Source organism: Ensifer sp. EB106-05-01-XG146 (assembly GCF_058791875.1).
In genome coordinates this window covers 1,368,763-1,391,760 of the sequence record NZ_JBYTDX010000001.1, presented here as the reverse complement: position 1 = coordinate 1,391,760, position 22,998 = coordinate 1,368,763, and the positions used below count along the sequence as shown (strand labels likewise).

Here is a 22,998-nt window from a genome sequence, read left to right as displayed (position 1 = left end):
GAAAGCCCCAGGGTGGCCGCAAAACCGTAAACCGCGCACCGCCGAACGATGAAACAACCCTTACGCGTTTTCCAAACGACAAACCCCGCCGAAATGGCGGGGTTTGCATTCTGTTTCGTAGGCTCTTGCTTACTTCGGCAGCTGATCGTCGACGCCTTCGACGTAGAAGTTCATGCCAAGCAGCGTGCCGTCGTCAGACGTCGCCCCTCCAGCAAGCCACTCGCTGCCGTCCTGCTTCTTCAGCGGGCCGGTGAAGGGCTTCAGTTCGCCCGACTTGATCTTGGCTTCGGCGTCCTCAGCGAGCTTCTTCACGTCGTCAGGCATGTTGGTGTAGGGCGCCATCGTCAAGATGCCGTCCTTCAGGCCGTCCCAGCTCGACGTCGTTTCCCACTTGCCATCGAGGAAGGCCTGCGTGCGCTTGATGTAGTAGGCGCCCCAGGTATCGACGATCGCCGTCAGCTGCGTTTCCGGGCCGGCCTTGATCATGTCGGAGGCCTGGCCGAAGGCCTTGATGCCACGCTCGGCGGCAACCTGCATCGGTGCCGTCGTGTCGGTGTGCTGCGTCAGGATATCGACGCCCTGGTCGACCAATGCCTTGGCAGCATCGGCTTCCTTGCCGGGGTCGAACCAGGTGTTTGCCCAAACGACCTTGATCTTGAAGTCCGGGTTGACCGAGCGCGCGCCGATGATGAAGGAGTTGATGCCCATCACCACTTCCGGGATCGGGAAGGAGGCGATGTAGCCGGCGACGCCCTTTTGCGACATCTTGGCGGCGATCACGCCCTGGATGTAGCGGCCTTCATAGAAGCGGCTGTTGTAGGTCGCGACGTTCGGCGCGGTCTTGTAGCCGGTCGCATGCTCGAACTTCACGTCCGGGAACTTCTGCGCGATCTTGATCGTCGCGTCCATGAAGCCGAAGGACGTCGTGAAGATCAGGCCGCAGCCCGAGCGTGCGAGACGCTCGATCGCGCGCTCGGCATCCGGGCCTTCCGGCACGCTTTCGAGATACTGCGTCTCGATCTTGTCGCCGAGCGCCTTTTCCAGCTCCTGGCGGCCGATGTCGTGCGCCTGGGTCCAGCCGCCGTCGGTCTTGGCACCGACGTAGACGAAGCAGACCTTGGCCTTCTCCTGGGCGCTTGCACCGGTGGCAAAGCCGATCGCTGCCGCGGAGCTTGCGAGAACGAGCAGTAGTTTTTTCATTTTCTTGACCTCTGTCGGTTTGAGAAACGTCAGTATGAAATGCTTGCAATCATCGGTCCGGCACAAACGGTTTGCCGAGCGATGCCGGCGTATTGATCAGGGTCATGCGCCGGTTATGCGAAATGAGAATGAGGACGACGATCGTCGCGACATAGGGGAGCGACGAAAGGAGCTGCGAGGGAATGCCGAGGCCGAAGGCCTGCGCATGCAACTGGCTGATCGATACGGCACCGAAGAGATAGCCACCGGCCACCAGCCGCCAGGGGCGCCAGGACGAAAAGACCACCAGCGCCAGTGCGATCCAGCCGCGACCGGCCGACATGTTTTCCACCCATTGCGGCGTGTAGACGAGCGACAGCTGCGCGCCGGCAAGCCCGGCACAGGCGCCGCCGAACATCACGGCGAGATAGCGGGTGCGAATGACGTTGACGCCAAGCGCGTGCGCGGAGGCGTGGCTATCGCCGACGGCGCGAAGCTTGAGGCCAGCACGGCTCTTGAACAGGAACCAATGCACGCCCGCGACGATCGCGATCGAAAGATAGAAAATGATATCCTGCCGAAAGAGCAGCGGCCCGATATAGGGGATATCCGCGAGAAGCGGTATCGCGATCGGCTGCAGCTTGACGCCCTGCATGCCGAGGAAACTCTCGCCCATCATGCCGGAGACGCCGATGCCGAGCAGGGTCAAAGCCAGGCCCGTCGCCACCTGGTTTGCTACCAGGCTCAGCGTGAGGAAGGCAAAGAGCTGCGAGAACAGTGCGCCGCAGGCGATGCCGGCAAGTATGCCCAGATAGGGCGAACCGGTAATCTGGGTAATCGCGAAGGCGGAGACCGCCCCCATGATCATCATGCCCTCGACGCCGAGGTTCAGCACGCCGGACCGTTCGGTCACCAGTTCGCCGATCGCGGCCAACACCAGGGGCGTTGCGGCAGTGATGACGCTCAGAAGGATCGCTTCGACGATACCCATCAGCGGCTCCCCTCGCTATTGGTCGCGGTCAACCGGTCGAAGACCAGCTTGATGCGATAGTGGATGAGCGTGTCACAGGAGAGCACGAAGAAGAGCAGGAGACCCTGGAAGACGCGCGTCACCTTCTCGGAAACGCCGATCGACAGCTGCGCCGCCTCACCGCCGAGATAGGTGAGCGCCAGCACCAGGCCGGCGGCGACGATGCCAAGCGGATTGAGGCGGCCGAGGAACGCAACGATGATGGCGGTGAAGCCGTAGCCGGGCGAGATGACCGGGCGCAGCTGCTGGATCGCGCCACTGACTTCGGAGATGCCGGCCAGACCGGCAAAAGCGCCCGAAAGCAGCATCGAAAACCAGATCATCTTGCGCGAGGAGAAACCGGCGAAGCGCCCTGCCCGCTCCGATTGGCCAAGCACGGAAATCTCGAAGCCCTTCAGCGTGTAACGCATCATGAACCAGACGAGGATCGCCGCTATGATGGCGAAGGCGAAGCCCCAGTGGGTGCGTCCCGAGGCAAGCATTTCCGGCAGGATCGCATCGACGGCGAAGGTGCGCGTCTCCGGAAAGTTCATGCCGCCTGGATTGCGCCAGGGTCCACGCACCAGCCAATCGAGGAAGAGCTGGGCGACATAGACCAGCATCAGGCTCGTCAGGATCTCGTTGGTGTTCATATGCGCCTTTAGGAAGGCGGGGATGGCGGCAAACAGCGCACCACCGAGCATGCCCATCAGCATCATTAGCGGCAGCACCAGCGGCGACTGCCAGTCATAAAACACCACCGGCAGGATCGAGCCGGCAATCGCGCCCATGATGAACTGGCCCTCGGCGCCGATGTTCCAGTTGTTGGAGCGGAAGCAGACCGAAAGCCCGACGGCAATCAGGATCAGGGGCGCTGCCTTGATTGCCAGCTCGTGCAGCGACCAGACCTCGCTCAAGGGCTCGACGAAAAAGCTGTAGAGCGCCATGACCGGATTCTTGCCGAGAAGCGCAAACATGATGCCGCCGAAGACGATCGTCAGCAGGAAGGCGATGAACGGCGACAGGATCGAAAACAGCGTCGAGACCTTGGCGCGCTTTTCCAGTTCAATGCGCATGTGCGGCCTCCGTGCCTTCCGTCTTGCCGTACATGCCGCCCATCAGCAGGCCGATCTTTTCGCGCGAAAGCTCTTTTGCCGGATAGGGATCGGATAGCTTTCCGTCGCTGATGACGGCGATCTCCGTCGCCACTTCGAAGATTTCGTCGAGGTCCTGGCTGATGACGAGCACGGCAGAGCCGGCCTTGGCGAGGTCGACGAGCGCCTGGCGGATGCGGCTCGCAGCACCCGCATCGACGCCCCAGGTGGGCTGATTGACGACGAGCACGCTCGGCTGACGGTCGAGCTCACGCCCGACGATGAACTTCTGCAGGTTGCCGCCGGAAAGCGAGCCGGCCGGCGGATCCTCACCACTCTTGCGCACGTCCATCGCCTCGGAGATGCGCTTCGTGGCGCTCGTCACCGCATCGCGACGGATGATCTTGAGGAAGCCGCCGCCGAGAAACGCCTTGGCGTCCGAGCGGCTGCGGGCAAGCACGAGATTGTCCGAAAGCGGCAACGCCGATACCGCGGCATGGCCGTGGCGCTCCTCGGGAACGAAGCCCGCGCCCATCAGGCGGCGCGCATTGATGTTGCGGTTGCCGACCGGCTTCTGGCGGATCTGCACCGCATTATCGTCGGCAACCGGGTACTCGCCCGAGAGCGCATCGAACAGTTCGCCCTGGCCGTTGCCGGCAACACCGGCAATCGCCAGCACCTCGCCGGCATGCACCTTGAGACAGATGTTCTTCAGCGAAACGGCAAAGGGCGTGCGCGCCGGCACGGTCAAGTGCCGCGCTTCCAGATGCACCTGGCCCTTGGCGCTGGTGCCTTCGGCCGTCACCGCCGCGACGTCACCGCCAACCATCATGCGCGCCAGCGACGACGGGGTTTCCGCCTTCGGGTCGCAGGCGCCCGTTACCTTGCCGTGACGCAACACCGTGGCGCGGTCGCAGATGCGCTGCACCTCTTCCAGTCGGTGGCTGATATAGAGAACCGAGCGCCCCTCCGCCTTCAACTTGTAGAGCGTTTCGAACAGGCGGTCGGCTTCCTGCGGCGTCAACACCGAGGTCGGCTCGTCGAGGATGATGAGGCGCGGGTTCTGCAAGAGCGCGCGCACGATCTCGATGCGCTGGCGCTCGCCGACCGAGAGATCCGCCACATGCGCCTTGGGGTCGAGCGGAAGGCCGTACGCATGCGACAGGCGCGACGCCTCTTCCGCTACCCTCGCCAGCGAGATGTTCGCATCCATGGAAAGCGCGATGTTCTCGGCGACCGTCAGCGCCTCGAACAGCGAAAAATGCTGGAAAACCATGCCGATGCCGAGCCTGCGTGCAGCCGCGGGATTGGCGATGCGCACGCTCTGGCCCTGCCAGAGGATCTCGCCGGCCGTCGGCGCCAATACGCCGAACAGCATCTTCACCAAGGTCGATTTTCCGGCGCCGTTTTCGCCGAGAAGGGCGTGAATTTCGCCCGGTTCAATCTGCAGATTGATCCCATTGCAGGCCGCGAAGCTGCCAAACAATTTCGTCAGGTTGCTCACAGCCAATAGATGACCGTTCGCCGCTACTCCCTCAACAGGCACGCTGCCCTCTTTCCCCTCTGTTGATCCGCGTCCGCCTTAAGGCTTCGATCACGGAATCAGCAGTGTTGTTCCACTTGTTTTTCTTGTCTCGAGATCCGTATGCGCTCGCCCCGCATCGGCAAGCGGATAAGTCTGATTTATATTGATACGCACTTTGTTGCTTTGCACAATATCAAACAGGGAATTTGCACACGCTTCCAGCGCAGGCCGCGTGGCAACGTAACCAAAGAGTGTCGGACGCGTCGCAAAAAGCGACCCCTTCTGCGCCAGGATGCCGATGCTAAAAGCCTCCACCGGTCCGGACGAATTGCCGAAGCTGACCCAGAGGCCGCGCGGCTTGATGCAATCCAGCGACGCCGGATAGGTGTCGCGCCCGACGGAATCGTAGACGACATCAACGCCGCGGCCGTCGGTCAATTCCTTGACCCGCGCGACGAAATTGTCGGTGCGGTAGTTGATCACGTGGTCGTAGCCATGCGCCAGCGCCAGATCGATCTTGTCCTGCGAGCCCGCTGTGCCAATAACGGTCGCGCCAAGCGCCTTCGCCCATTGGCCGGCAATCAGCCCGACGCCGCCGGCTGCGGCATGGAAGAGAATCGTCGTGCCCGGACCGACCTGATAGGTCTGGTTGAGCAAGTATTGTGCCGTCATGCCTTTCAGCATCATCGCAGCCGCAGTCTCGAGGCTGATGCCGTCGGGCACCTTCACCAACTGCGCAGCATCGACGTTGCGCTCGCTCGCATAGGCACCATCGGCCGAGGCATAGGCGACGCGATCACCGACGGAAAACAGGCTGACTCCGTCGCCAACCGCAGTGACGATGCCGGCACCTTCCTTGCCCGGCACGAAGGGCAAAGCCGACTTGTAGAGGCCGGTGCGGAAGTAGACGTCGATGAAATTGAGGCCGACGGCCACCTGCCGGATCTGTACCTCACCCGGCCCCGGCGGCGAGAGTGTCACGCCTTCGAGCTTCAGGACCTCTGGTCCTCCGAGTTCGCGTACCACAATCGCCTGTGCCATTGCCTGCTCCTATTTCCGGCCGAGACTTGGGAAAATCTGCAGCACGAAGCCAATCACGTAGAGATAGATGCCTGTGACGACGAAGCCGGTCACGACCCATGCCGGCGTCGCAAAATGCAGGAGCAGCGCATAGATGCCGAGCGCCGACCACAAGAGGAAGATGCCGAGGTTCAGCGGTCGCAAGCGCTGGACGCGAACCGGATGAAGGAAGTTGATCGGCAGGAAGGTCAAGACCACCGACACGAAAACGACGATCGACGCGGTCAGCTCGCTCGCCTGAATGACGAACAATGTGAAGACGACCATGTTCCAGACGACGGGGAAACCGGAGAAAAAGTATTCGTCCGTCTTCATGCCCATATCGGCATAGTAGATCGCGCTCGAAACCACGATCGCGCCGGCCGCCACGAAGGACCAGGGCTCGCCGATCATGCCGCTCTGGTAGAGCGCAAAGGCAGGCAACAGCACATAGGTCACATAGTCGATGACGTTGTCGAGCGTATCGCCCGACCAGTTGGGCAGCACTTCCTTGACGCGCACCTTGCGGGCGATCGGCCCGTCGATGCCGTCGACGAGCAGCGCCAGCCCCAGCCACCAGAACATGTCGACGAAGCGATGCTCGGCCGCAGCCACGACACCCAGGAAGGCGAGAAACGACCCCGAGGCGGTCAAGATATGCACGGAAAAGGCGCGAATCTCGGCGTAGGGAACTCGTCTATAGTTAAAGAACTTCATCTGCGGATGCCGCCCACCCCTGCTGTTTTCCCCGTGCGGGCCTTGACCCGCCTCGACCGCTGTGCGGCGCGTTGCCCGTAATATGCACCCTTTGCAACGCATCGCCACTAAAATTCAAGTATTACAGCCTCCCCTCGCCCCATTGTCCTGTGGACACCTGCAAATTGCTTCTGCGCTGATTCTACCCATTTATTTCGCAGGCGCCGGCGACTAGAGGTATGATCGAGGCTGGGCAAAGACGCCTCACAGCTTGCACGAAAGGGCTTTTGCATCATGGACCACTTCGACATCTCCATTATCGGTGCGGGCCTTGCCGGATCGCTTGCGGCCATCGCGCTTGCCGATGCGGGCTACCGCGTGGCCTTGATCGGACCGGAGCCGGCGGTTGCCGACGGACGCACCACCGCGCTGATGGACCAATCGATCGAGTATCTGAAGACGCTCAACCTTTGGGAAAAGGTCGAGCCGCTGACGGCTCCGCTTTCGACCATGCGTATCCTCGACGGCACCAACCGGTTGCTGCGGGCGCCACCGGTCAACTTCCGTGCCTCGGAAGTCGGGCTCGACGCCTTCGGCTACAATATCCCCAATGCGCCCTTCATCGATATTCTCTGCCACCGCGCCGAAGAGAGCCCGACGCTGACACGCATCACCACGTCGGCGATCGGCTTTGAACTTTCGGACGCTGTCGCAACGATCGAGCTTTCAAACGGCAGCCAATGCAGCGCCTATCTCCTCGTCGGCGCCGATGGTCGTCGGTCGCCGGTGCGCGAAGCGGCGAAGATCTCCGTCAGCACCTGGTCCTATCCGCAGACGGCGGTCGTCTTGAACTTTGCGCACGAGCTGCCGCACCAGAACATTTCGACCGAATTCCACACCGAAAGCGGTCCCTTCACGCAAGTGCCCCTGCCGGGCAACCGCTCCAGCCTGGTCTGGGTCCGCAAACCCGAGGATGCCGCACAAACGCTGACGCTGGATCTCGCAGCACTCTCCCGCGCCGTCGAAGACCGGATGCAATCAATCCTCGGCAAGGTAACCGTCGAGGGCACGCCGCAATCCTTCCCGCTCTCGGGCATGACCGCCCAGCGCTTCGGCAAGGGCCGCGCCGTGCTTCTTGGCGAAGCAGCGCACGCCTTCCCGCCGATCGGCGCTCAGGGGCTCAACCTTAGCCTCCGCGATGTGATGACGCTCGTCGATATCATCGGTGTATCCAGCGGCGAGCCGCTTGCCGGCGATATCGGTGACCGCTTCGACAGCCGCCGCCGGCCGGACATCATCAGCCGCACCGCAAGTGTGGATCTGCTCAACCGCTCGCTGCTCTCCGGCTTCCTGCCGGTGCAGGCGCTGCGCGCGCTGGGGCTGCACGTGCTTTCCGCGGTTGGGCCGCTCCGCAGCCTGCTGATGCGCGAAGGCGTGCACCCCGGCAGCGCGCTCAACGTCTTCAAGGAAGGCTTAAGGGAAAAGATCGGGCGGAAGAGCGCCTGAACGGATCAGGTAAAGCAGGCCGGTCACCGTTGCGACCGACAGTGTCGTCGTGATGAGGATCGTCGCCGAGGCTCGCTCCTGCCACACGCCATATTGATGGCCGATAACGAAGACGTTCGTCGCCGTCGGAAGGGCTGCGAGCAGTACCGCCGTCTGCACCCAGACCGGATCATAATTCCCCGTCAGGCTCATTGCCGTGAACATGACGAGCGGATGCAAGAGCAGCTTCGCCGGGACGATGTAGCCGATCTCGACGGGAATGCGCTTGATTGGGCGCAGCGCCAGCGTCACCCCCATGGCAAAGAGCGCGCAGGGCGCCGCACACTGGGCGAGATAATCGATCAGCCGCTGAACCGGAACTGGCGGCTGCACGGCGAAAAAAGCGGCGACCACACCGGCAAGTGTGGCCAGGATGAACGGGTGCAGAATGATCTTGCGCGCGACGCTGGCTGCAAGCGCCAGCGGCTTTTCCTGCCGACCGCCTGATATCGCCATCATCGCCGGTGCGACCGCGAAATGCGCGGCGTTTTCGAAGCTGAAGATCAGCGCCACCGGTACGGCAGCGGCATCGCCCAACGCCAGGAGCGCAAGGCCAGGCCCCATGTAGCCGATATTGCCATAAGCAGCGCCAAAACCCTGGATCGTCGCCTCGGCAATGGAGTTTCGCCTGACATAAACCCCGATGAGGAAGATCAGCGAAAAGACGATGTAGGTCGCCCCGACGGTGGTCAGGATGAAGTCGGCACGCGCCAGCTGTTCAATCGGCGTGCGCGAGACGAGCTTGAAGAACAGCGCCGGCAGCGCGAGGTAGATGATGAAGGTGTTCAGCCACCCCATCGCCTCGCCCGGATGGTGGACGAAGCGCGCCGTCAGATAACCGAGGAAGATCAGGCCGAAGAACGGCAGCACCAGGCCCGCGATTTCCGTCATCTTGTCCCTCGCATCCTTCACCTTCCCGCGCCGACGCCCGCACGCCTAGCGCACGAACCGGCCTGACGATTAGGCCGGTTAAGCCGAAAAGTGATTCTAAAATACGAGGGTATGCCCTAGCCGATTTTCATCAGGATCGGGAAGGTCGTCTGGAACCAGATGGCGACGGAACTGATGAAGCCGAAGAGAAAAGCCAGGCCCGCCAGCACCAGAAGGCCGCCCATCAGCTTCTCGACCAGACCGAGATGGCGACGGAAGCGGAAGAGGAAGCGCATGAAGGAGCCGGAAAACGCAGCCGCGATCCAGAACGGCACGGCAAGGCCCAGCGAATAGATCGCCAGCAACATTGCGCCGTCGGACACGGTGTCACGTGCGGCAGCAACGCCGAGGATCGTGCCGAGTACCGGGCCGATGCAGGGCGTCCAGCCGAAGGCAAAGGCAAGACCCATGATGTAGGCGCCCGAGAGCGTCGCCGGCTTGCCGCCGCCCTGGAATCGCGCTTCCCGCGCGAGCAGCCCGATCTTGAACACGCCAAGGAAATGCAGGCCCATGATGATGATGATCACGCCGCCGACGCGCGACAGCAGGTCCATATGCTGCCGAAGCAGCATGCCGATCGACGAGGCCCCCGCCCCGAGCGCCACGAAGACGGTGGCAAAACCGAGCGTGAACAACAGGGCTGCCGGCAAGACAGCGCGTCTCGTGCTGCCGATGGTCGCCGCATCACCGCTGCGGAACTGATCGACCGAGACGCCCGCCATATAGCAGAGATAGGGCGGTACGAGCGGCAGAACGCAGGGAGAAAGGAACGAAAGGGCGCCGGCAAGGACGGCGGTCCAGATGGAAATATCGGCGATCGACAACGGCAACAACTCCGGCACGCGGCATTTGGGCCATTCCTTAGCCGCAGGATCATGATGATACCAATCACCTTTTGGCGATCATTGCGCCATGCACCGTTTCTTCACAAAACCCGCAATTTTTCGGTTGACCGGGGGGAAACACGCGTGCATATGTCCGGCCACTTCCGCCGGGCTTCACCGCCGCGGCCAGGGAGCGCGTAGCTCAGCCGGTAGAGCAACTGACTTTTAATCAGTAGGTCCAGGGTTCGAATCCCTGCGCGCTCACCACGCAAACCCCATCGAAATCAATCGCTTGCTGGTGTCCTTGGACATCAAAATGCATCGCCATGCGAGCCCATTCTCTACACTTTTTGGAGCGAACCCCGCCGTATCTTCGCCTGTTGCATTCCGTGCTATCGACAATTCGACGCGTTGAGTAGATGCTGAGGCTCACGCTGAGGATGCAAGGCGGTGAACTGCCCAGTTTGGTATCGAGCAAAGGGGTGAAGGCATGAGAAAGCTTGTCATTGCGGTTTTGATGATTGGTACGCTTGCTTCCTGCACGCAGACCGAGAAAGGCACGGCGATCGGCGCCGGCACCGGTGCGATCATTGGTGGCGCGGTCAGCGACAGCTGGGGCGGCGCGGCAATCGGCGCGGTCGCCGGTGGCGTTATCGGCAACCTGATCGGACGCTCCCAGGAGCGCCAGGGCTATTGCATCTATCGCGACCGCTACGGCCGCCGCTACGAAGCCCGCTGCCGGTAACAGCAAGACCATTCGCCAAGGTGACAGGCGCATCCCCGGTCCAAACCTTCGTGGAGGCCGGCGAATGCGCCTGTGTGCCCGGCTGAAGCTGCGAGCAATATCGTCGAGGCCGAACATGGCAGGACGTCCTCAAGCAAGCGTGTTACACTTCAGACATGACTGACGAAGAACAGAACTACGAGTTTTCGGAATTTTCCGGCCAATTCAGTGACGATGGCGTCGTCGTGGAATTGCGGATCTACCGGGAGGCGGGCACGAATCGCGACTGGACCCTCGAGGTCATCGACGAGGAAGGCTTCTCTACGACATGGGAGGAGCCCTTCCCGACCGACAGGGAAGCTTTCGAGGAGTTTATCGCCACGGTCCAGCGCGACGGCATCCAAGCCTTTACCGACGAGCCGCCACAAACGGTTCATTAGGGCATAATGACCCCGCGACTGCGCCCGGCCGGATGCGGCCCGGCGACGCCGGGCGTGCGGAACGACGTCGCACTCCATGCATGATGGGGACGCATCAGCGGGTGCCGTCTGCGCGGTTGCCTCAAAACACGCGAACAATCCGGATCGGCTATGCCGTGAGCAATTCGCGGGCCCCTCACCCCGGCCTCCCATTAGTCGCGTGCCTGACGGCGCTGCCTATGCTTCCGCTCCTCTGCGGGCCAGTCGCATCTTCAGCGGGCTCATTCCATACTCGCGGCTATAGGCGCGCGAAAATGCAGACAGGCTGTCGAAACCGCATCGAAGGGCAATCTCGCGGATCGGGCTAGCGGAGTCGCGCACCAGCCGATGGGCGAACTGAAGACGCAGGCGTAGGTAATAGGCGCCGGGACTCGTCGATAGTCCGCGCGCAAACAGCAACTCCAGCTTGCGCTGCGAGATCGACAGCCGCTTCGTCAACGCGGCGATCGTCAAGGGACGCTCCAGCGTGCGTTCCATCAGGCGGATGGCCTCGGCGAGCTTCGGGTCGCGCGTCTCGATCCTCCCGAGCGAAACATAGGGCTGCACGTCGGCTGCACTATGCGTCTGGTCGTAGACGAAGATGCTGGCGACATCGAGCGCCAGTGCAGACCCTAGCCGCTGGGTGATCCAGTGCAGCATCATGTCGAAGGTCGGCGAAGCGCCGCCCGAGGTCCAGAACTTGCCGTCGATGACGAACCGGTCGCCAAGCACCGTCAACTCCGGAAAGGCCTGGCTGAAATCCTCGAGCTCCTCCCAATGCGCTGTCGCCTTGCGGCCATTGAGCAGACCGCTGCGGCCGAGCAGCCAGCAGCCCGATTCGATGCCGGCGACGATATCGAAATGGCGCGAGCACTCCTGCAATGCACCGATGAATTTCTTGCCGGCGTGACGATCAAGGTTGAAGCCGCCGATCACCAGCAGCGCGTCGCCGGCAAGCGGCGGGCGAAGTGTGCCCTCGACCGCAATCGGCACGCCGCAGGTCAGGACCACCGGCTTGCCATCGGCCGAGAGCAGCCGCCAGCGAAACACCTCGCGCCCCGAGATACGGTTTGCGGCGCGCATCGGGTCCAGCACTGAGGCAAGCGACATGATCGACGACTCCGGCAGGATAACGACGGAAACTTCGATCACAGATTGTAGACGTCCATCGGAAGGCATGCGGGAAATGTCAAATTTCAAGCGGGAAATGTCAATTCCAATGCTGCCTTTCGGGCATTATCAGACCGTATCGATCTCCCTACGCGCGGCGCTGCAGCCCCGCGCAGAGACGTTCCCCTTTCCGCCTTTTGCCGGAACGGGCCGGTCGGAAACCGTCCGCCGGCCCGTTTTTTTATGGAGCGATTTCAGCGCACGGGCATTTACACTTCCGATGGTCAGCGACACGGTTGCGCTCCATCTGCTCTGCAACGATCCGCCTCTCGATCACGGAAGTGTCGAATCCAGGAGAACGATGCCCGGCGCCAGATGATCCAGAAATTCCGGTCCTACCTGCAAGGAAAGCGCTCGTATCTCTACGCACTGACGATCCATCGTCCGGGCCGCATGTTCACCAAGGGCCACAGGCTCTTGTTCAAGCCTGTTACCGCGCTTCTTTCCTGCTTCCGGAAACGAGCGCGTAGCTTTCCTTGAGTGGTGCGGCGCGAACCGCCGGACTTATCCGCCGCGTGGTGGCGTACCGGAGATCTGCCGCTCACGGCGGACGAACAAATCTACCGGGAGACAACGGGCCAGCGACAGTGCCGTTTCGCGGATGAGAGATCACCAGGCCGACGCATTCGGCTATCGGCAATAGGAAGCTGCAAACGAGCTTCTTTCGAACTCCCAAAAAAAGCTTCTAAGTTCTTGAAATTATTGGCGACCCCTGCAGGATTCGAACCTGCGACAACCTGCTTAGAAGGCAGGTGCTCTATCCAACTGAGCTAAGGGGCCGTCCCGGGCTGTGCCCGTCGAATGCGGCTGAAGGACCTTAGTGAGTCCAGGGCTGCATCCGGTTGAAACGGAAGTTGTCCGGATAGGACACGCTCTTGCGGGTCGCTTCCTTCGGCGCGATGACGCGGTATTCGATGCCGTTTCGCTCGGCGTATGCGATCGCCTGCTCGGCGTTTTCGAAGGTCAGCCGCAGCTGCTGCTTCATGTCGCCCGAGCTGGTGTAGCCCATGATCGGGTCGATGGTGCGCGGCTTTTCCTGATCGAACTCCAGCACCCACAGATTCGTCTTGGCCTTGCCAGACTGCATGGCGGTCTTTGCTGGACGATAGATCTTTGCGGACATGGTTTCGAACGGCTCCATACTTTCGCTGGCAACATTCACGGGCGCCAGCATTCCGTCTTCCCATAACGCAGAATGATTTAAAACGGAATGACTTTTGGGCGGATAAATTTGGCTTTCAGTCGGAGATGAGCGAACTTGTGGGCTTGTCCCAGTCTAAGATGAGGCATTGGGAAATTTTGCTGTTGCAGCCCTGCTGCGAAGCGTGTATCTCCGGCGCCGTTGGCACGGAGTGTAGCGCAGTCTGGTAGCGCATCTGGTTTGGGACCAGAGGGTCGGGAGTTCGAATCTCTCCACTCCGACCATTCATTGAGACGGAAGCGTCATTCTCCTTTTTTTTCAATCTGTTCGTGATCGCAGATCTGCAGGCTAACATCGCCGTAGATCACTCGATTGCGTTGGCAAACGATCGAATCGTCCCGAGTTGGGACAAGAATGCCTATTTGTCATACGAATTTAGGAATCGCTAAATCCATTGTGGATAGAGCGAATCGGCGCGCTTTTGTGCCCTGCGCGCCCCCCAAGCCCGCCCGAGCGATCCAATGACTGCCCAACTCGACCTTGCCACCGTTCTGTTGCTTCACAAGTCGTCGTTCCTGATCGGCGCCTTCTGCTTCCTCTATGCGCGCTGGCAATCGCCGCGAGACGAAGGGCTTGGTATCCTGGCGAGCGGCTTCCTCTTCCTGGCGCTCGCCTCGACGCTCGCGGGCTATGGCGAGCAAAAGCTGTTGCCGCCCACTCTGTGGAGGCTTTCCAGCTTCACGCTCGGGATCGGCGGATACGCCCTGTTCTGGATCGGCGTGCGACGCCTCAGCGGCGGCCGGCGCCGGCTGGCGGACTGGCTGGCGCTTCTTGTGCCGTTTGCCGGCGCGCTCATCGGACTCGCCACGGATTTCCATGTCGTCAACGTCGTCAGGGCCAGCGTCTTCAACGCCGCCGCCTTTCTTTTCCTCGCGGCTTCGGCTGTCGCCGTCATCGCCGATCGCTCGAAGGAGCCGCTGCCGGCGCGCGCCATGCTGGCGGCCGCCATGGCCGTCGGGGCCTGCCTTTGCCTCGCGGTGGTCATTGGCCTCCTCAAGCCCGGCATCGTGCCGATCACCACGACCTACGCCTTCTTTCTCTCGATCATCTGCCATTTCGCCATCGCGCTCTTCGCCCTCGTGCTCGTCAAGGAGCGGGCGGAAGCGGAGCTGCGCCGGTCTGCCGATACCGATGCGCTGACCGGCGTCGGCAACCGGCGCTGGTTTCTGGCGCAACTGCCTCAGGCGAGCTGGCAGGGCGATTGCCTCCTCGTCATGGACCTGGACCATTTCAAGCGTATCAACGACCGCTACGGTCATCATACGGGTGATCAGGTGCTCGTCGCCTTCGCCGATCTGGTCAGGAAGAACCTGCGCAGGGGCGACAGCTTCGCGCGTCTCGGAGGCGAGGAATTCGGGCTCTATCTCCCGCGGACAAGCGAGACACAGGCGTTTGCAATCGCCGAAAGGCTACGCCGCGCCGTGGAAGAACTGCGGGTCGTGAGCAACGGGCAAAGCGTAGCAGTCAGCATCAGCATCGGGGTTGCCACCGCCAGCGGCACGGAGCGTTCCTGGGAGGAATTGTTCAATAGGGCAGATGCGGCGCTCTACGCGGCCAAACGAGGCGGGCGTAACCGTGTCGCGTCCGATGCGGAGCTTGCGGATTCGAAGCCGCTTGCGGCGAGCCTTCACCGCGCCGGCTAATCAGGCGATGCTTCGCCGCAGACCACCTTCAAAAAAGAGAAGCGGATCCAAGCATTTCCGATCCGCTTCAGATTGGAGGTGTAAGGCGTATTTTACCGCAATGCGCCGAATTCGCTTGTGGCCAAATTTCGCCTAGCGCGCCATCGCACGCCACCTTGGCGCGAGCCTGTGGCATCGTTGCACTTTTCGCCATCCGCGCAAGCGTATAGGACGTTCAGGCAGCCACGATTGCGCTGTCTCTCCTGGAGTTTCGCTTTGCCTTTGTAAAATCCGGTCTCGCTAGTTTCACCCCGTACGCCCGATAGCACTCCAGCTGTCGGATAGAATTTTCATGCGTTCGTTGAGGTGGCGGTTCGAGACCGGAATGGCATTGCCGATCTCAAGCCCGACGTAACTTCGTCAGGCGGAACCATCACGTCCAACAGCTGCCAGGCCGCGTCCCCGGAACGGGTACTCAAACCGTCGTCTCGATGGACTTCCAATTGGAAGAACCAGACGACATGTCTCATACATTGACGGTCCAGTGGACCATCGAACCCCAATCCGCCCCCCGCCCGTGGCTTGTCTGCAGCCGCTGCGGCGGCCACCGCCCCTTCGTATGCAGCGGCAAGACACGGTTGAACGCCAACGGGCGGCGGCTCGACGCCTGGCTGATCTATCGCTGCGCCGTCTGCGAAGACACCTGGAACCGTCCGATCTTCGAGCGGCGGAATGTCGCCAGCGTCGCCCCGGATGCGCTCGCAGCGCTTCAAAGCAACGATCCCGTCTGGGTCCGCCAGGCGGCGTTCGACATCGAAGGTCTTCGCCAATGCACGGACCGGATCGAGGATTTGGCCGATTCTAACGTGGAACGGCACGTATTGGGTGGGAGTGCAGGTTGCGCACGGCTTGAGATTGTCCTTGTCGTGCGCCAGGCAAGCAGCCTGCGCGTCGACCGCCTGCTATCGGCGGAACTCGCGCTTTCACGCGCCAGACTGAGCAAGCTCGAAACCAAAGGGCGACTCACGCTTCTGCCCGAGTCGCGGAAGGCCCTGCGACGCCCGATCAGAGACGGCAGCCGCATCGTCCTCGATCTTACCGCGGAAGATGACCGTGCCGAGATTGCCCGGCGTGCCCGCGGCGGCCCGTAGTTGAAAGGATACCGCGGAGCGTCCGGCAGCATGCCGGCGCGCTCCGCGATGCCAATGGTTGCTGGTCAGAACTTTACGCCGACACCAACGGTGAACTGGTGCTGGTCGAGATCGACATTGACGCCGCCGAAGTCCTTGTCACCGTAGTCGTTGTAGCGGTACTCGGCGCGGCCGAAGACGCTGTCGGTGAACGAATAGTCGACACCGGCACCGATCGTCCAACCGTTGAAGGTTTCCTTTTCCTTCGATGCGCCGGGCACATCGACGAAGCCGCGGGTCACCGCCCAGCCGCCGGCGCCATAGAGCAGCGCCTTGTCATTCAGCAGGTAGCCGACCCGGCCGCGTATTGCGCCGGAAACGTCGGTACCAACTTCGGTCGAGGTTCCGCCGACGTCGAACGTCTTGTCGTTCCAATTGTAGTTGACGTCACCCTCGATGCCGTAAACCCAGTCGCCCTGCTGAAAGTTGAAACCGGCAAAGGCGCCGAGCAATCCGCCATTGAAGTCTTCTGAAGCGCTGCTGCCGGGCGCACTGAAATCGCCATTGAGCCACCCGCCGCCGCCCTGGAGGCCGACATAACCGCCGGTCCAGACGAATCCTGGAGATGGCTGCGCGACCGGTGCCGGCGGCTGGCTCAGATCGGCTGCCAAGTCCGCTGCCATCGCTGTTTGCGCAACGGCGCAGGCCGCTACCATTGCAACAAGCACACTCCGGATCATCACGGCTGCCTCCTGTTGTCGCCAGAAGAATATTAGCAACTCGTTAACGCGCAGTCTGCCCGAAAGGCTCCATGATCTCAACCATGAAACCCGTGGGGTTCAGACACATAATTTAGGAAATGATCGGGCAAGGGCAAGGCGGACCGCGAAGTGGCCCCGGCGTCTACGGCTTCGAAGACGGCATGCGGGCACCTTCCAGCCGGTCTCCGGGCCGGATATTCAGCCGCTTGACCGCGCCGGCATTGAGCTCAAGCACGAAAGCCACCGGTTCTTTCGAATCAATGATCGCTTCCGAAAAAGGCACGGCGCCTTCATGGATCGTGCGCACAACGCCCTTGTTGTCGATGAACAGCATATCGAGCGACAAATGGGTGTTCTTCATCCACATCATCACGCGGCGTGTCTCGCCAAAATCGAACAGCATGCCGTGATCCGGCGCCATGGAGGTACGAAACATCAGGCCCTGCTCACGCTGGGCCGGATCGAGGGCCAGTTCGACCGTCAGTTCGTGCACAGCCTTGTCCGCGGTGACCAGGCGCATCTTGTCCGTTGTGAACTGAACGTCGGCGAAAGACGATACCGTCAGGGCAAGCAACAAAAAAAGCGCCAGGAAGGCGCTTTTTCCGACAAGGTTTCGAGCCGCGACCATCAGTGCGCCCGGCTCGTCGGCGACGGTCCATCCGGATGTATCTCAGCGGCCATCAGGCCCTTTTCGCCATCGCCGAACCGGACGAGCACCACCTGGCCTGGCCGCAGTTCCGTCAGGCCGAAACGCCTGAGCGTTTCCATATGGACGAAGATATCTTCGGTTCCCTCGCCGCGGGTCAGGAAGCCGAAGCCCTTGGTGCGGTTAAACCACTTGACGAGAACGCGCTCAAGGCCGCTGGTCGGCGTTACCTGCACGTGGGTTCGGACCGGCGGCAGCTGCGACGGATGCACCGCCGTGGATTGGTCCATCGATAGGATACGGAACGCCTGGTAACCGCGGTCCCGCTTCTGGATGAGAGCAACGACCCGCGCACCCTCAAGAACCGTCTGGTAGCCGTCGCGGCGCAGGCAGGTCACGTGCACCAGCACATCCTGCATGCCGTTGTCGGGAACGATGAAGCCGAAGCCCTTGGCGACGTCGAACCACTTGATCACGCCGGTGATTTCGATGAGGTCGAGAGCGTCGCTGCCAAAGTCGTCACCATGCATGACGTCTTTTGAAGATGTCCTATCCGCCATTCTCTCCCAGCCCCTCGTTTACGCGCGACTACCGATACGGTTAACTGATTCTTATTGACCAGAATAACATCGTCCCGCCGCGGATACGCAAGACCCTCGGCATATTTTGGCCGAGAACTAATATGGGGACGCAGCCTTGCCTCTGGCTTGCTGACGGACCAGTATACGCCATCTTCTGCAAAACAGGGACATTGCAATGCGCTATCTGCACACGATGGTTCGCGTCAAGAATCTGGACGAGGCCTTGAACTTCTACGGCAAGATTTTCGGCCTGACGGAGATCCGCCGCTACGAAAATGAAAAGGGCCGGTTCACGCTGGTGTTTCTGGCCGCTCCCGGCGACATCGATCGCGCCCGCGGCGAACTCTCTCCCTGCCTCGAGCTCACCTACAACTGGGATACGGAAGATTATACGGGCGGGCGCAACTTCGGGCACCTCGCCTACGAAGTCGACGACATCTACGGTTTCTGCCAGCACCTGATGGAGAACGGCGTGACCATCAACCGGCCGCCGCGCGACGGCCACATGGCGTTCGTGCGCTCTCCCGACGGCATTTCGATCGAGATCCTACAGAAAGGCGAAAACCGGCCGCCGCAGGAACCTTGGGCGTCGATGGCCAATACGGGCGCCTGGTAAGCTCCGCACAATTCTCGCGAACGAAGATGGCCCCGTGCTGTCGGTGAAATCCGGCGGGCATGGCCGAGCCGTCGATCAGCAGCAGCTATGAATGATCCAGGGCCCGGTCTATCCGGGCCTTTGCATGTTGGAAACATGCGGGCTCAAGGTTAGCGCCGGTTTACAAATCGCGTGTCGTTGAGTACTTTTTCGCGCGAAACGTTGATGCCGGGTCCTATCCGCGATATCTCGTGGCGGCGACCCCCTTTTGTACTTGGCCTGATCTTTTCCCGTGGCGCTCATTCCGATCGCCGCGAGAAGCATGAGTTTGTTTGTTCTGAGCGATGTTTCGGAACTGAGACTTAATGCATGACAAGGCGAGGCTTCGTCGGTCATGCACGGAGAGCGGGGATAGGACGTTGCAACATCCGGACACGAAGGGCGCGGTGCTCGTCACCATTGCGCGGGCGGCAGCCTTATCCGTATCGCTGCTGGCCTTGAGCGGCTGCATGTCGGCGGTCGGGGAAAACGATGCAGCGACCGCGCTGAAGGCCGAGGGGCAAGCAGCCCCTGTGCAAACCGCCGAATCGGAGGCCACAGTCCAGGATGGACAGGTGGTTGCGCTCGGCAGCAATCCGCAGGCGCAACAGGCAGCCGGCAATGCCACAGTTCCCCACGATGGCGGACAGCCGCAATCGCTGACGATGCAGGGCACCGGCCTGCGCGCCGCCTCCTCAAGCATCTATGGCCAGGCACCTGCCGCACAGGCAACGACGACCGTCCAGCCGCAGACGACGGGAACTGTTCCGCTACCCGCCGGCCAGCCCGGCATGAACGCAACCAACAACAGTCTTTTCAGCGGCACCCAGCGACAGCCGCTGCCGGTAATAGCGCCGCAACAGGGGGCCGCCAACACGGCCAACGACGTCGTGACGGACGCCGCTGTCGCCGCCTATGCTCCCTCTCCCGCGCAGGACGCCACCCTTCCTGTTGCCGTTCCGGTGCCGCTGAGCGCCGAGGCTGCCGCCAGCGGCCAGACCTCTTCGACGCCACAGGCGGTGGCCAATGCCGACGCCACACCAGCAGCGACCGAGGTCGCCGCCGCGCAGCAGGCAGCACCAGAAGCCACGCCAGCAGACGATAACAAGGACACGTCCAAAACCTGGACGCTCGCGGCCCTTTTTGCCGGCAAGCGCAAGGAGAAGCCGCAGCAGGCGGCACTTCGCTCGGCTCCGCCGGCGGAAAAGAAGACGATTACCACCAGCAATGCGAGCCAGCCGCAAACGGCCTCCCTCGCCTACACGCTTCCGGGCGTCAAACTGAACTCGCTCTACAACTACGAGCACGAAGAGCACCTCGGCGATGACGACGACGGCGCACCGGTTCAGGTCGCCTCGCTCTCGGGGCTCGCTCGACTGGCGCCGAGCGGGCTCATTCTGCAGACCGAGAAAGTCGATGCCGGCTGTTTCAAGCCCGAGCTCATGCAGATGCTGAAGAAGGTGGAAACGCATTACGGCAAGCAGGTCATGGTGACCTCGGGCCTCAGGCCGATCAAGGTCAACCGCGCCAAGCAATCGCTGCATACACGCTGCGAGGCGGCTGACATTCAGGTTCAGGGCGTCAGCAAGTGGGATCTCGCCGAATTCCTGCGTAGCGTCCCCGGCCGCGGCGGCGTCGGCACCTATTGCCACACGGAGTCGGTCCATATCGATATCGGCGCACAGCGGGACTGGAACTGGCGCTGCCGGCGCGCCAAGGGCTGAAGGCAAGCATTTGTTTCCATGGAGGATTCGACGAGAAGCCTCCTTTGCTTCCGGCCTGTGGAATTTTTACAGAAATATGAAGATTGCCGCTTGCGGTTCTGAAATCCTCTGGCTATAAGGCGCCCACACAGCGAGTGCGCCCTTCGTCTATCGGTTAGGACACCAGATTTTCATTCTGGGAAGAGGGGTTCGACTCCCCTAGGGCGTGCCACTGTGTTGATCTCCTTCTCCCGAAAATCGACGTTTTAAGCATCTGAAGCAGCAACTCCGCTGCACCGTACGCATCTCCGATTCCAGCTCTTTGACCGCCGAATTTTTCTCACCGGTTTTAACAGGGAAAGCACAAAAAAACTGAGATTGGCGCTTGCGGTATCCAGAGTCGCTGGCTATAAGGCGCCTACACAGCGAGTGCGCCCTTCGTCTATCGGTTAGGACACCAGATTTTCATTCTGGGAAGAGGGGTTCGACTCCCCTAGGGCGTGCCACTGTGTTGATCTTCTCCCCAAATGAAAATCGATTTTCTGTTGTTGGAACAGCGATTTACCGCGCGTTTCGACACCTAAATTTCCGCCTCGTGCCGCCATGAATCTTTCTTGGTATTTTGAACAGGAAAATCACAACATTCCCGAGATTGGCGCTTGCTCTATTCAGAGTCGCTGGCTATAAGGCGCCCACACAGCGAGTGCGCCCTTCGTCTATCGGTTAGGACACCAGATTTTCATTCTGGGAAGAGGGGTTCGACTCCCCTAGGGCGTGCCACTGTGTTGAACCTCCCCTACATCGAAAGCCTTGTTCCATCGGCTGACGGATCGCCTTCGATTCTTCTCGTCGTTTTCGTCGAACAGGACTAGGATAGCGCGTTGCGCAGCAACCGCTTGCGCTCAATCGAATAGAGATGCGCCCATCGTCTAGCGGTCAGGACGCCGCCCTCTCACGGCGGCAACACGGGTTCGATTCCCGTTGGGCGTGCCAAGGCCGGTTCGGCAAATTCCCGATTGCTATTGCTGGCGAATGCGGGTGCCCACACTGATGCGCGTCTCACGTAATTCCCAAGCGCATACTGGTGTTTCGCAGATATCCTTTGGAAGAGACAGCGACGTGAGCGGCAACAGGATCGTGGCCGGTTTCCGCACACCAGGGGTATGTGCGTAGCTTTCCAAAGCAGGGACTCCTGCAACGGCGCGGTCGCAGGGGCCGTTCTGTTGCATCGGTGGCGACTCGCGTTCTCGACCACGCGCGGCAGCCTTCACCGCCTGATTTCTGATGCGGCTACAGATGTCAAAACCCGGACTCGACGAAATATTGCAGTTCTGCTTTGAGTTTACAGCTCAACAGAATGAGGCGCACTCGGGTGTCGGAAAATCAGTTTGACGTCGTATTGGAGAGGCTGACGGATCAAGCAGTCGGCCGGCTTCTCAAGTCCGATACCTTCGATGCGTCGGCATTTGACGCTCTGGAAGACCATATCTGGCAAAAGGCAGAAGGACTGCAGAGCGAATACGCAATCTCTAAACAGATTCTGCTCAGCCTTCGATCTGCTGGCGACGCCATCCGAAGCCGTGCGAAATATCTTCCTGCTCTTCAGGAGCAACTTCAACGCGCCGACGATTTCGACCTGATTCTTGATCGTTTGATCGCTGGGGAAACACGCTCCGATCGCAAGTCGGGCGTTCCTCGAATCAGTTGAACGGGAATCTAGTTTTGTTTCGCGTCATTGCTGCCGCGCTCGCCACAATCACAATTTCGTGCTGTCCCGGATCTCCTTTTGCGGCCCCAACCAACGCGGTTTCTGGCGAGCAAACGCTGACGCCTGCAGACTTGGTACCGAGTCCGGTGTTCAAGCTGGGGATGCCAATTGAAGAGTTAGAAACGTTGCTCGAGCGGGATTTCAAAGACTGGGAACGCTCCGAAACGACGCGAAGCCTGAACAATCGCAAAGACCCGAAGCTCCCAGCTTATGCCAAAGCACCCTATCTGCAGCGCATACACATTACCCGACTGGACCAGCAGCAGGGTTTCCGTCGTACCTACTCGCTCACACTGAATTCACCACTCAGCGGCAGTCGCCTCTACTCCGTGGTTTACAATGTTGAAGCCTTGCGACCGTTCAATGATCTCGGATCTTTGAGCGCTGTGGCTCAGTACCTAAGTGCCATGTGGGGCAGCGCCCATAGCGGCTCGCACAAGGGAGAGTTCGCACGCCTCAGCTATCTCTTTGATCGACAAGGAGAACTTGTTCGCGACGGCGATGCAAGTTGCGCCCCCCTTTATCCTGCCCTTGTCAGGCTGGACGAAAAGACGCCCGACGAGGTCGAAAGAGTTATCGCGATGATCGACGCAACGAACTGTGGCGGCAACAAGAGCGTGCATTTTCGCCTGCAAGCCGATGGCGACACCATCGTCGAAACGACGTTCTTCAACACCATCCTCGCTGTGAATCCTCGAGATGTTTTGAAGCGTGTGCGGTACGGTCAGCCATAACACGG

General features: G+C 61.0%; 23 protein-coding genes and 7 tRNA genes. 16 read left to right on the top strand and 14 right to left on the bottom strand.

Annotated features, from left to right (window positions below; all coding sequences use genetic code 11):
- Nucleotides 1-129: 129 nt before the first annotated feature.
- The 6 genes from AC3WVQ_RS06775 to pcsA are packed head-to-tail and all read right to left on the bottom strand — an operon-like array spanning nt 130 to nt 6,583.
- Nucleotides 130-1,200 (bottom strand): BMP family ABC transporter substrate-binding protein, encoded by a 1,071-nt coding sequence (locus tag AC3WVQ_RS06775; protein WP_090295794.1) that lies wholly within the window; start codon nt 1,198-1,200, stop codon nt 130-132.
- A 49-nt stretch (nt 1,201-1,249) separates the two neighbouring features.
- Nucleotides 1,250-2,170 carry an ABC transporter permease gene (locus AC3WVQ_RS06770; protein WP_090295594.1) on the bottom strand — a complete coding sequence of 307 codons (921 nt, stop codon included), beginning with the start codon at nt 2,168-2,170 and terminating at the stop codon, nt 1,250-1,252.
- Nucleotides 2,170-3,264, bottom strand: a complete 1,095-nt coding sequence (locus AC3WVQ_RS06765) for an ABC transporter permease (RefSeq protein ID WP_060517054.1) — start codon at nt 3,262-3,264, stop codon at nt 2,170-2,172. The genes AC3WVQ_RS06770 and AC3WVQ_RS06765 overlap by 1 nt, the downstream gene beginning before the upstream one ends.
- Entirely contained in the window at nt 3,254-4,828 is a 1,575-nt protein-coding gene (locus AC3WVQ_RS06760; protein ID WP_060582171.1) for an ABC transporter ATP-binding protein, read from the bottom strand. The genes AC3WVQ_RS06765 and AC3WVQ_RS06760 overlap by 11 nt, the downstream gene beginning before the upstream one ends.
- Before the next feature lie 48 nt (nt 4,829-4,876).
- On the bottom strand, nt 4,877-5,848 hold the full coding sequence (locus tag AC3WVQ_RS06755) for a quinone oxidoreductase family protein (protein ID WP_060517050.1): 972 nt from the start codon (nt 5,846-5,848) through the stop codon (nt 4,877-4,879).
- A gap of 9 nt (nt 5,849-5,857) precedes the next feature.
- A complete protein-coding gene (pcsA, locus tag AC3WVQ_RS06750) occupies nt 5,858-6,583 on the bottom strand; it encodes a phosphatidylcholine synthase (RefSeq protein ID WP_034790952.1) in 726 nt (241 codons plus the stop codon).
- A gap of 273 nt (nt 6,584-6,856) precedes the next feature.
- Between pcsA and AC3WVQ_RS06745 the strand changes: the two genes are divergently transcribed.
- Nucleotides 6,857-8,068 carry a UbiH/UbiF family hydroxylase gene (locus tag AC3WVQ_RS06745; RefSeq protein WP_110818920.1) on the top strand — a complete coding sequence of 404 codons (1,212 nt, stop codon included), beginning with the start codon at nt 6,857-6,859 and terminating at the stop codon, nt 8,066-8,068.
- Here the strand turns inward: AC3WVQ_RS06745 and AC3WVQ_RS06740 are convergent.
- Both AC3WVQ_RS06740 and AC3WVQ_RS06735 read right to left on the bottom strand, forming a co-directional pair.
- Complete coding sequence (locus tag AC3WVQ_RS06740; RefSeq protein WP_060517046.1) at nt 8,036-8,998, bottom strand: AEC family transporter; 963 nt, start codon at nt 8,996-8,998, stop codon at nt 8,036-8,038. The genes AC3WVQ_RS06745 and AC3WVQ_RS06740 overlap by 33 nt on opposite strands.
- Nucleotides 8,999-9,114: 116 nt before the next feature.
- Nucleotides 9,115-9,861 (bottom strand): cytochrome c biogenesis CcdA family protein, encoded by a 747-nt coding sequence (locus AC3WVQ_RS06735; protein WP_034790946.1) that lies wholly within the window; start codon nt 9,859-9,861, stop codon nt 9,115-9,117.
- A 191-nt stretch (nt 9,862-10,052) separates the two neighbouring features.
- Here AC3WVQ_RS06735 and AC3WVQ_RS06730 point away from each other — a divergent pair.
- From AC3WVQ_RS06730 to AC3WVQ_RS06720, 3 genes are all read left to right on the top strand, one after another.
- Nucleotides 10,053-10,128 (top strand) — tRNA-Lys (locus tag AC3WVQ_RS06730).
- A gap of 223 nt (nt 10,129-10,351) precedes the next feature.
- On the top strand, nt 10,352-10,606 hold the full coding sequence (locus AC3WVQ_RS06725; protein WP_034790944.1) for a YMGG-like glycine zipper-containing protein: 255 nt from the start codon (nt 10,352-10,354) through the stop codon (nt 10,604-10,606).
- Between the two features lie 155 nt (nt 10,607-10,761).
- A complete protein-coding gene (locus AC3WVQ_RS06720; RefSeq protein ID WP_043623603.1) occupies nt 10,762-11,025 on the top strand; it encodes a hypothetical protein in 264 nt (87 codons plus the stop codon).
- Between the two features lie 216 nt (nt 11,026-11,241).
- Here AC3WVQ_RS06720 and AC3WVQ_RS06715 read toward each other — a convergent pair whose 3' ends face one another.
- Entirely contained in the window at nt 11,242-12,222 is a 981-nt protein-coding gene (locus tag AC3WVQ_RS06715) for a GlxA family transcriptional regulator (protein ID WP_089044651.1), read from the bottom strand.
- Between AC3WVQ_RS06715 and AC3WVQ_RS06710 the strand changes: the two genes are divergently transcribed.
- Complete coding sequence (locus AC3WVQ_RS06710) at nt 12,152-12,532, top strand: hypothetical protein (RefSeq protein ID WP_176960282.1); 381 nt, start codon at nt 12,152-12,154, stop codon at nt 12,530-12,532. The genes AC3WVQ_RS06715 and AC3WVQ_RS06710 overlap by 71 nt on opposite strands.
- Before the next feature lie 384 nt (nt 12,533-12,916).
- Here the strand turns inward: AC3WVQ_RS06710 and AC3WVQ_RS06705 are convergent.
- Nucleotides 12,917-12,993 (bottom strand) — tRNA-Arg (locus tag AC3WVQ_RS06705).
- A 37-nt stretch (nt 12,994-13,030) separates the two neighbouring features.
- Nucleotides 13,031-13,336 carry an ETC complex I subunit gene (locus tag AC3WVQ_RS06700; protein ID WP_034791376.1) on the bottom strand — a complete coding sequence of 102 codons (306 nt, stop codon included), beginning with the start codon at nt 13,334-13,336 and terminating at the stop codon, nt 13,031-13,033.
- A 225-nt stretch (nt 13,337-13,561) separates the two neighbouring features.
- On the opposite strand from AC3WVQ_RS06700, the gene AC3WVQ_RS06695 reads away from it, so the two are divergent.
- From AC3WVQ_RS06695 to AC3WVQ_RS06685, 3 genes are all read left to right on the top strand, one after another.
- A tRNA-Pro gene (locus tag AC3WVQ_RS06695) sits at nt 13,562-13,638 on the top strand.
- Between the two features lie 237 nt (nt 13,639-13,875).
- Complete coding sequence (locus AC3WVQ_RS06690) at nt 13,876-15,057, top strand: GGDEF domain-containing protein (protein ID WP_110818921.1); 1,182 nt, start codon at nt 13,876-13,878, stop codon at nt 15,055-15,057.
- Nucleotides 15,058-15,557: 500 nt separating this feature from the next.
- Nucleotides 15,558-16,187: a DUF1062 domain-containing protein gene (locus tag AC3WVQ_RS06685; protein ID WP_060517029.1), complete on the top strand. Its 630-nt coding sequence runs from the start codon at nt 15,558-15,560 to the stop codon at nt 16,185-16,187.
- Between the two features lie 65 nt (nt 16,188-16,252).
- Here the strand turns inward: AC3WVQ_RS06685 and AC3WVQ_RS06680 are convergent, their stop codons facing one another.
- The 3 genes from AC3WVQ_RS06680 to AC3WVQ_RS06670 all read right to left on the bottom strand — a co-directional run bounded on the left by AC3WVQ_RS06680 (nt 16,253) and on the right by AC3WVQ_RS06670 (nt 18,133).
- Complete coding sequence (locus AC3WVQ_RS06680) at nt 16,253-16,906, bottom strand: outer membrane protein (protein ID WP_060517027.1); 654 nt, start codon at nt 16,904-16,906, stop codon at nt 16,253-16,255.
- 163 nt (nt 16,907-17,069) lie between these two features.
- On the bottom strand, nt 17,070-17,555 hold the full coding sequence (locus AC3WVQ_RS06675; RefSeq protein WP_034790906.1) for a DUF192 domain-containing protein: 486 nt from the start codon (nt 17,553-17,555) through the stop codon (nt 17,070-17,072).
- Nucleotides 17,555-18,133: a cold-shock protein gene (locus tag AC3WVQ_RS06670; protein ID WP_034790903.1), complete on the bottom strand. Its 579-nt coding sequence runs from the start codon at nt 18,131-18,133 to the stop codon at nt 17,555-17,557. Before AC3WVQ_RS06670 ends, AC3WVQ_RS06675 begins: the two co-directional genes overlap by 1 nt.
- Nucleotides 18,134-18,329: 196 nt before the next feature.
- Between AC3WVQ_RS06670 and AC3WVQ_RS06665 the strand changes: the two genes are divergently transcribed.
- The 8 genes from AC3WVQ_RS06665 (at nt 18,330) to AC3WVQ_RS06630 (ending at nt 22,993) form a co-directional block, all read left to right on the top strand.
- Complete coding sequence (locus tag AC3WVQ_RS06665; RefSeq protein ID WP_060517024.1) at nt 18,330-18,770, top strand: VOC family protein; 441 nt, start codon at nt 18,330-18,332, stop codon at nt 18,768-18,770.
- A gap of 398 nt (nt 18,771-19,168) precedes the next feature.
- Nucleotides 19,169-20,512, top strand: a complete 1,344-nt coding sequence (locus AC3WVQ_RS06660) for a YcbK family protein (protein ID WP_034790899.1) — start codon at nt 19,169-19,171, stop codon at nt 20,510-20,512.
- A gap of 136 nt (nt 20,513-20,648) precedes the next feature.
- Nucleotides 20,649-20,723, top strand: a tRNA-Glu gene (locus AC3WVQ_RS06655).
- 199 nt (nt 20,724-20,922) lie between these two features.
- Nucleotides 20,923-20,997: transfer RNA gene (locus AC3WVQ_RS06650), tRNA-Glu, on the top strand.
- Nucleotides 20,998-21,196: 199 nt separating this feature from the next.
- Nucleotides 21,197-21,271, top strand: a tRNA-Glu gene (locus tag AC3WVQ_RS06645).
- A 138-nt stretch (nt 21,272-21,409) separates the two neighbouring features.
- Nucleotides 21,410-21,484 (top strand) — tRNA-Glu (locus AC3WVQ_RS06640).
- 379 nt (nt 21,485-21,863) lie between these two features.
- Nucleotides 21,864-22,199, top strand: a complete 336-nt coding sequence (locus tag AC3WVQ_RS06635; RefSeq protein WP_127889031.1) for a hypothetical protein — start codon at nt 21,864-21,866, stop codon at nt 22,197-22,199.
- 14 nt (nt 22,200-22,213) lie between these two features.
- Complete coding sequence (locus AC3WVQ_RS06630) at nt 22,214-22,993, top strand: hypothetical protein (protein WP_143034212.1); 780 nt, start codon at nt 22,214-22,216, stop codon at nt 22,991-22,993.
- Nucleotides 22,994-22,998: the final 5 nt, after the last annotated feature.

Excerpts from the sequence above, each read along its gene's own strand:
- AC3WVQ_RS06770 (WP_090295594.1), bottom strand. The coding sequence starts at position 2,170 with ATGGGTATCGTCGAAGCGATCCTTCTGAGCGTCATCACTGCCGCAACG.
- AC3WVQ_RS06715 (WP_089044651.1), bottom strand. The coding sequence starts at position 12,222 with ATGCCTTCCGATGGACGTCTACAATCTGTGATCGAAGTTTCCGTCGTT.
- AC3WVQ_RS06740 (WP_060517046.1), bottom strand. The coding sequence starts at position 8,998 with ATGACGGAAATCGCGGGCCTGGTGCTGCCGTTCTTCGGCCTGATCTTC.
- AC3WVQ_RS06755 (WP_060517050.1), bottom strand. The coding sequence starts at position 5,848 with ATGGCACAGGCGATTGTGGTACGCGAACTCGGAGGACCAGAGGTCCTG.
- AC3WVQ_RS06670 (WP_034790903.1), bottom strand. The coding sequence starts at position 18,133 with ATGGCGGATAGGACATCTTCAAAAGACGTCATGCATGGTGACGACTTT.
- AC3WVQ_RS06675 (WP_034790906.1), bottom strand. The coding sequence starts at position 17,555 with ATGGTCGCGGCTCGAAACCTTGTCGGAAAAAGCGCCTTCCTGGCGCTT.
- AC3WVQ_RS06725 (WP_034790944.1), top strand. The coding sequence starts at position 10,352 with ATGAGAAAGCTTGTCATTGCGGTTTTGATGATTGGTACGCTTGCTTCC.
- pcsA (WP_034790952.1), bottom strand. The coding sequence starts at position 6,583 with ATGAAGTTCTTTAACTATAGACGAGTTCCCTACGCCGAGATTCGCGCC.
- AC3WVQ_RS06720 (WP_043623603.1), top strand. The coding sequence starts at position 10,762 with ATGACTGACGAAGAACAGAACTACGAGTTTTCGGAATTTTCCGGCCAA.
- AC3WVQ_RS06745 (WP_110818920.1), top strand. The coding sequence starts at position 6,857 with ATGGACCACTTCGACATCTCCATTATCGGTGCGGGCCTTGCCGGATCG.
- AC3WVQ_RS06765 (WP_060517054.1), bottom strand. The coding sequence starts at position 3,264 with ATGCGCATTGAACTGGAAAAGCGCGCCAAGGTCTCGACGCTGTTTTCG.
- AC3WVQ_RS06685 (WP_060517029.1), top strand. The coding sequence starts at position 15,558 with ATGTCTCATACATTGACGGTCCAGTGGACCATCGAACCCCAATCCGCC.
- AC3WVQ_RS06690 (WP_110818921.1), top strand. The coding sequence starts at position 13,876 with ATGACTGCCCAACTCGACCTTGCCACCGTTCTGTTGCTTCACAAGTCG.
- AC3WVQ_RS06665 (WP_060517024.1), top strand. The coding sequence starts at position 18,330 with ATGCGCTATCTGCACACGATGGTTCGCGTCAAGAATCTGGACGAGGCC.
- AC3WVQ_RS06775 (WP_090295794.1), bottom strand. The coding sequence starts at position 1,200 with ATGAAAAAACTACTGCTCGTTCTCGCAAGCTCCGCGGCAGCGATCGGC.
- AC3WVQ_RS06680 (WP_060517027.1), bottom strand. The coding sequence starts at position 16,906 with ATGATCCGGAGTGTGCTTGTTGCAATGGTAGCGGCCTGCGCCGTTGCG.
- AC3WVQ_RS06700 (WP_034791376.1), bottom strand. The coding sequence starts at position 13,336 with ATGTCCGCAAAGATCTATCGTCCAGCAAAGACCGCCATGCAGTCTGGC.
- AC3WVQ_RS06710 (WP_176960282.1), top strand. The coding sequence starts at position 12,152 with ATGATCGACGACTCCGGCAGGATAACGACGGAAACTTCGATCACAGAT.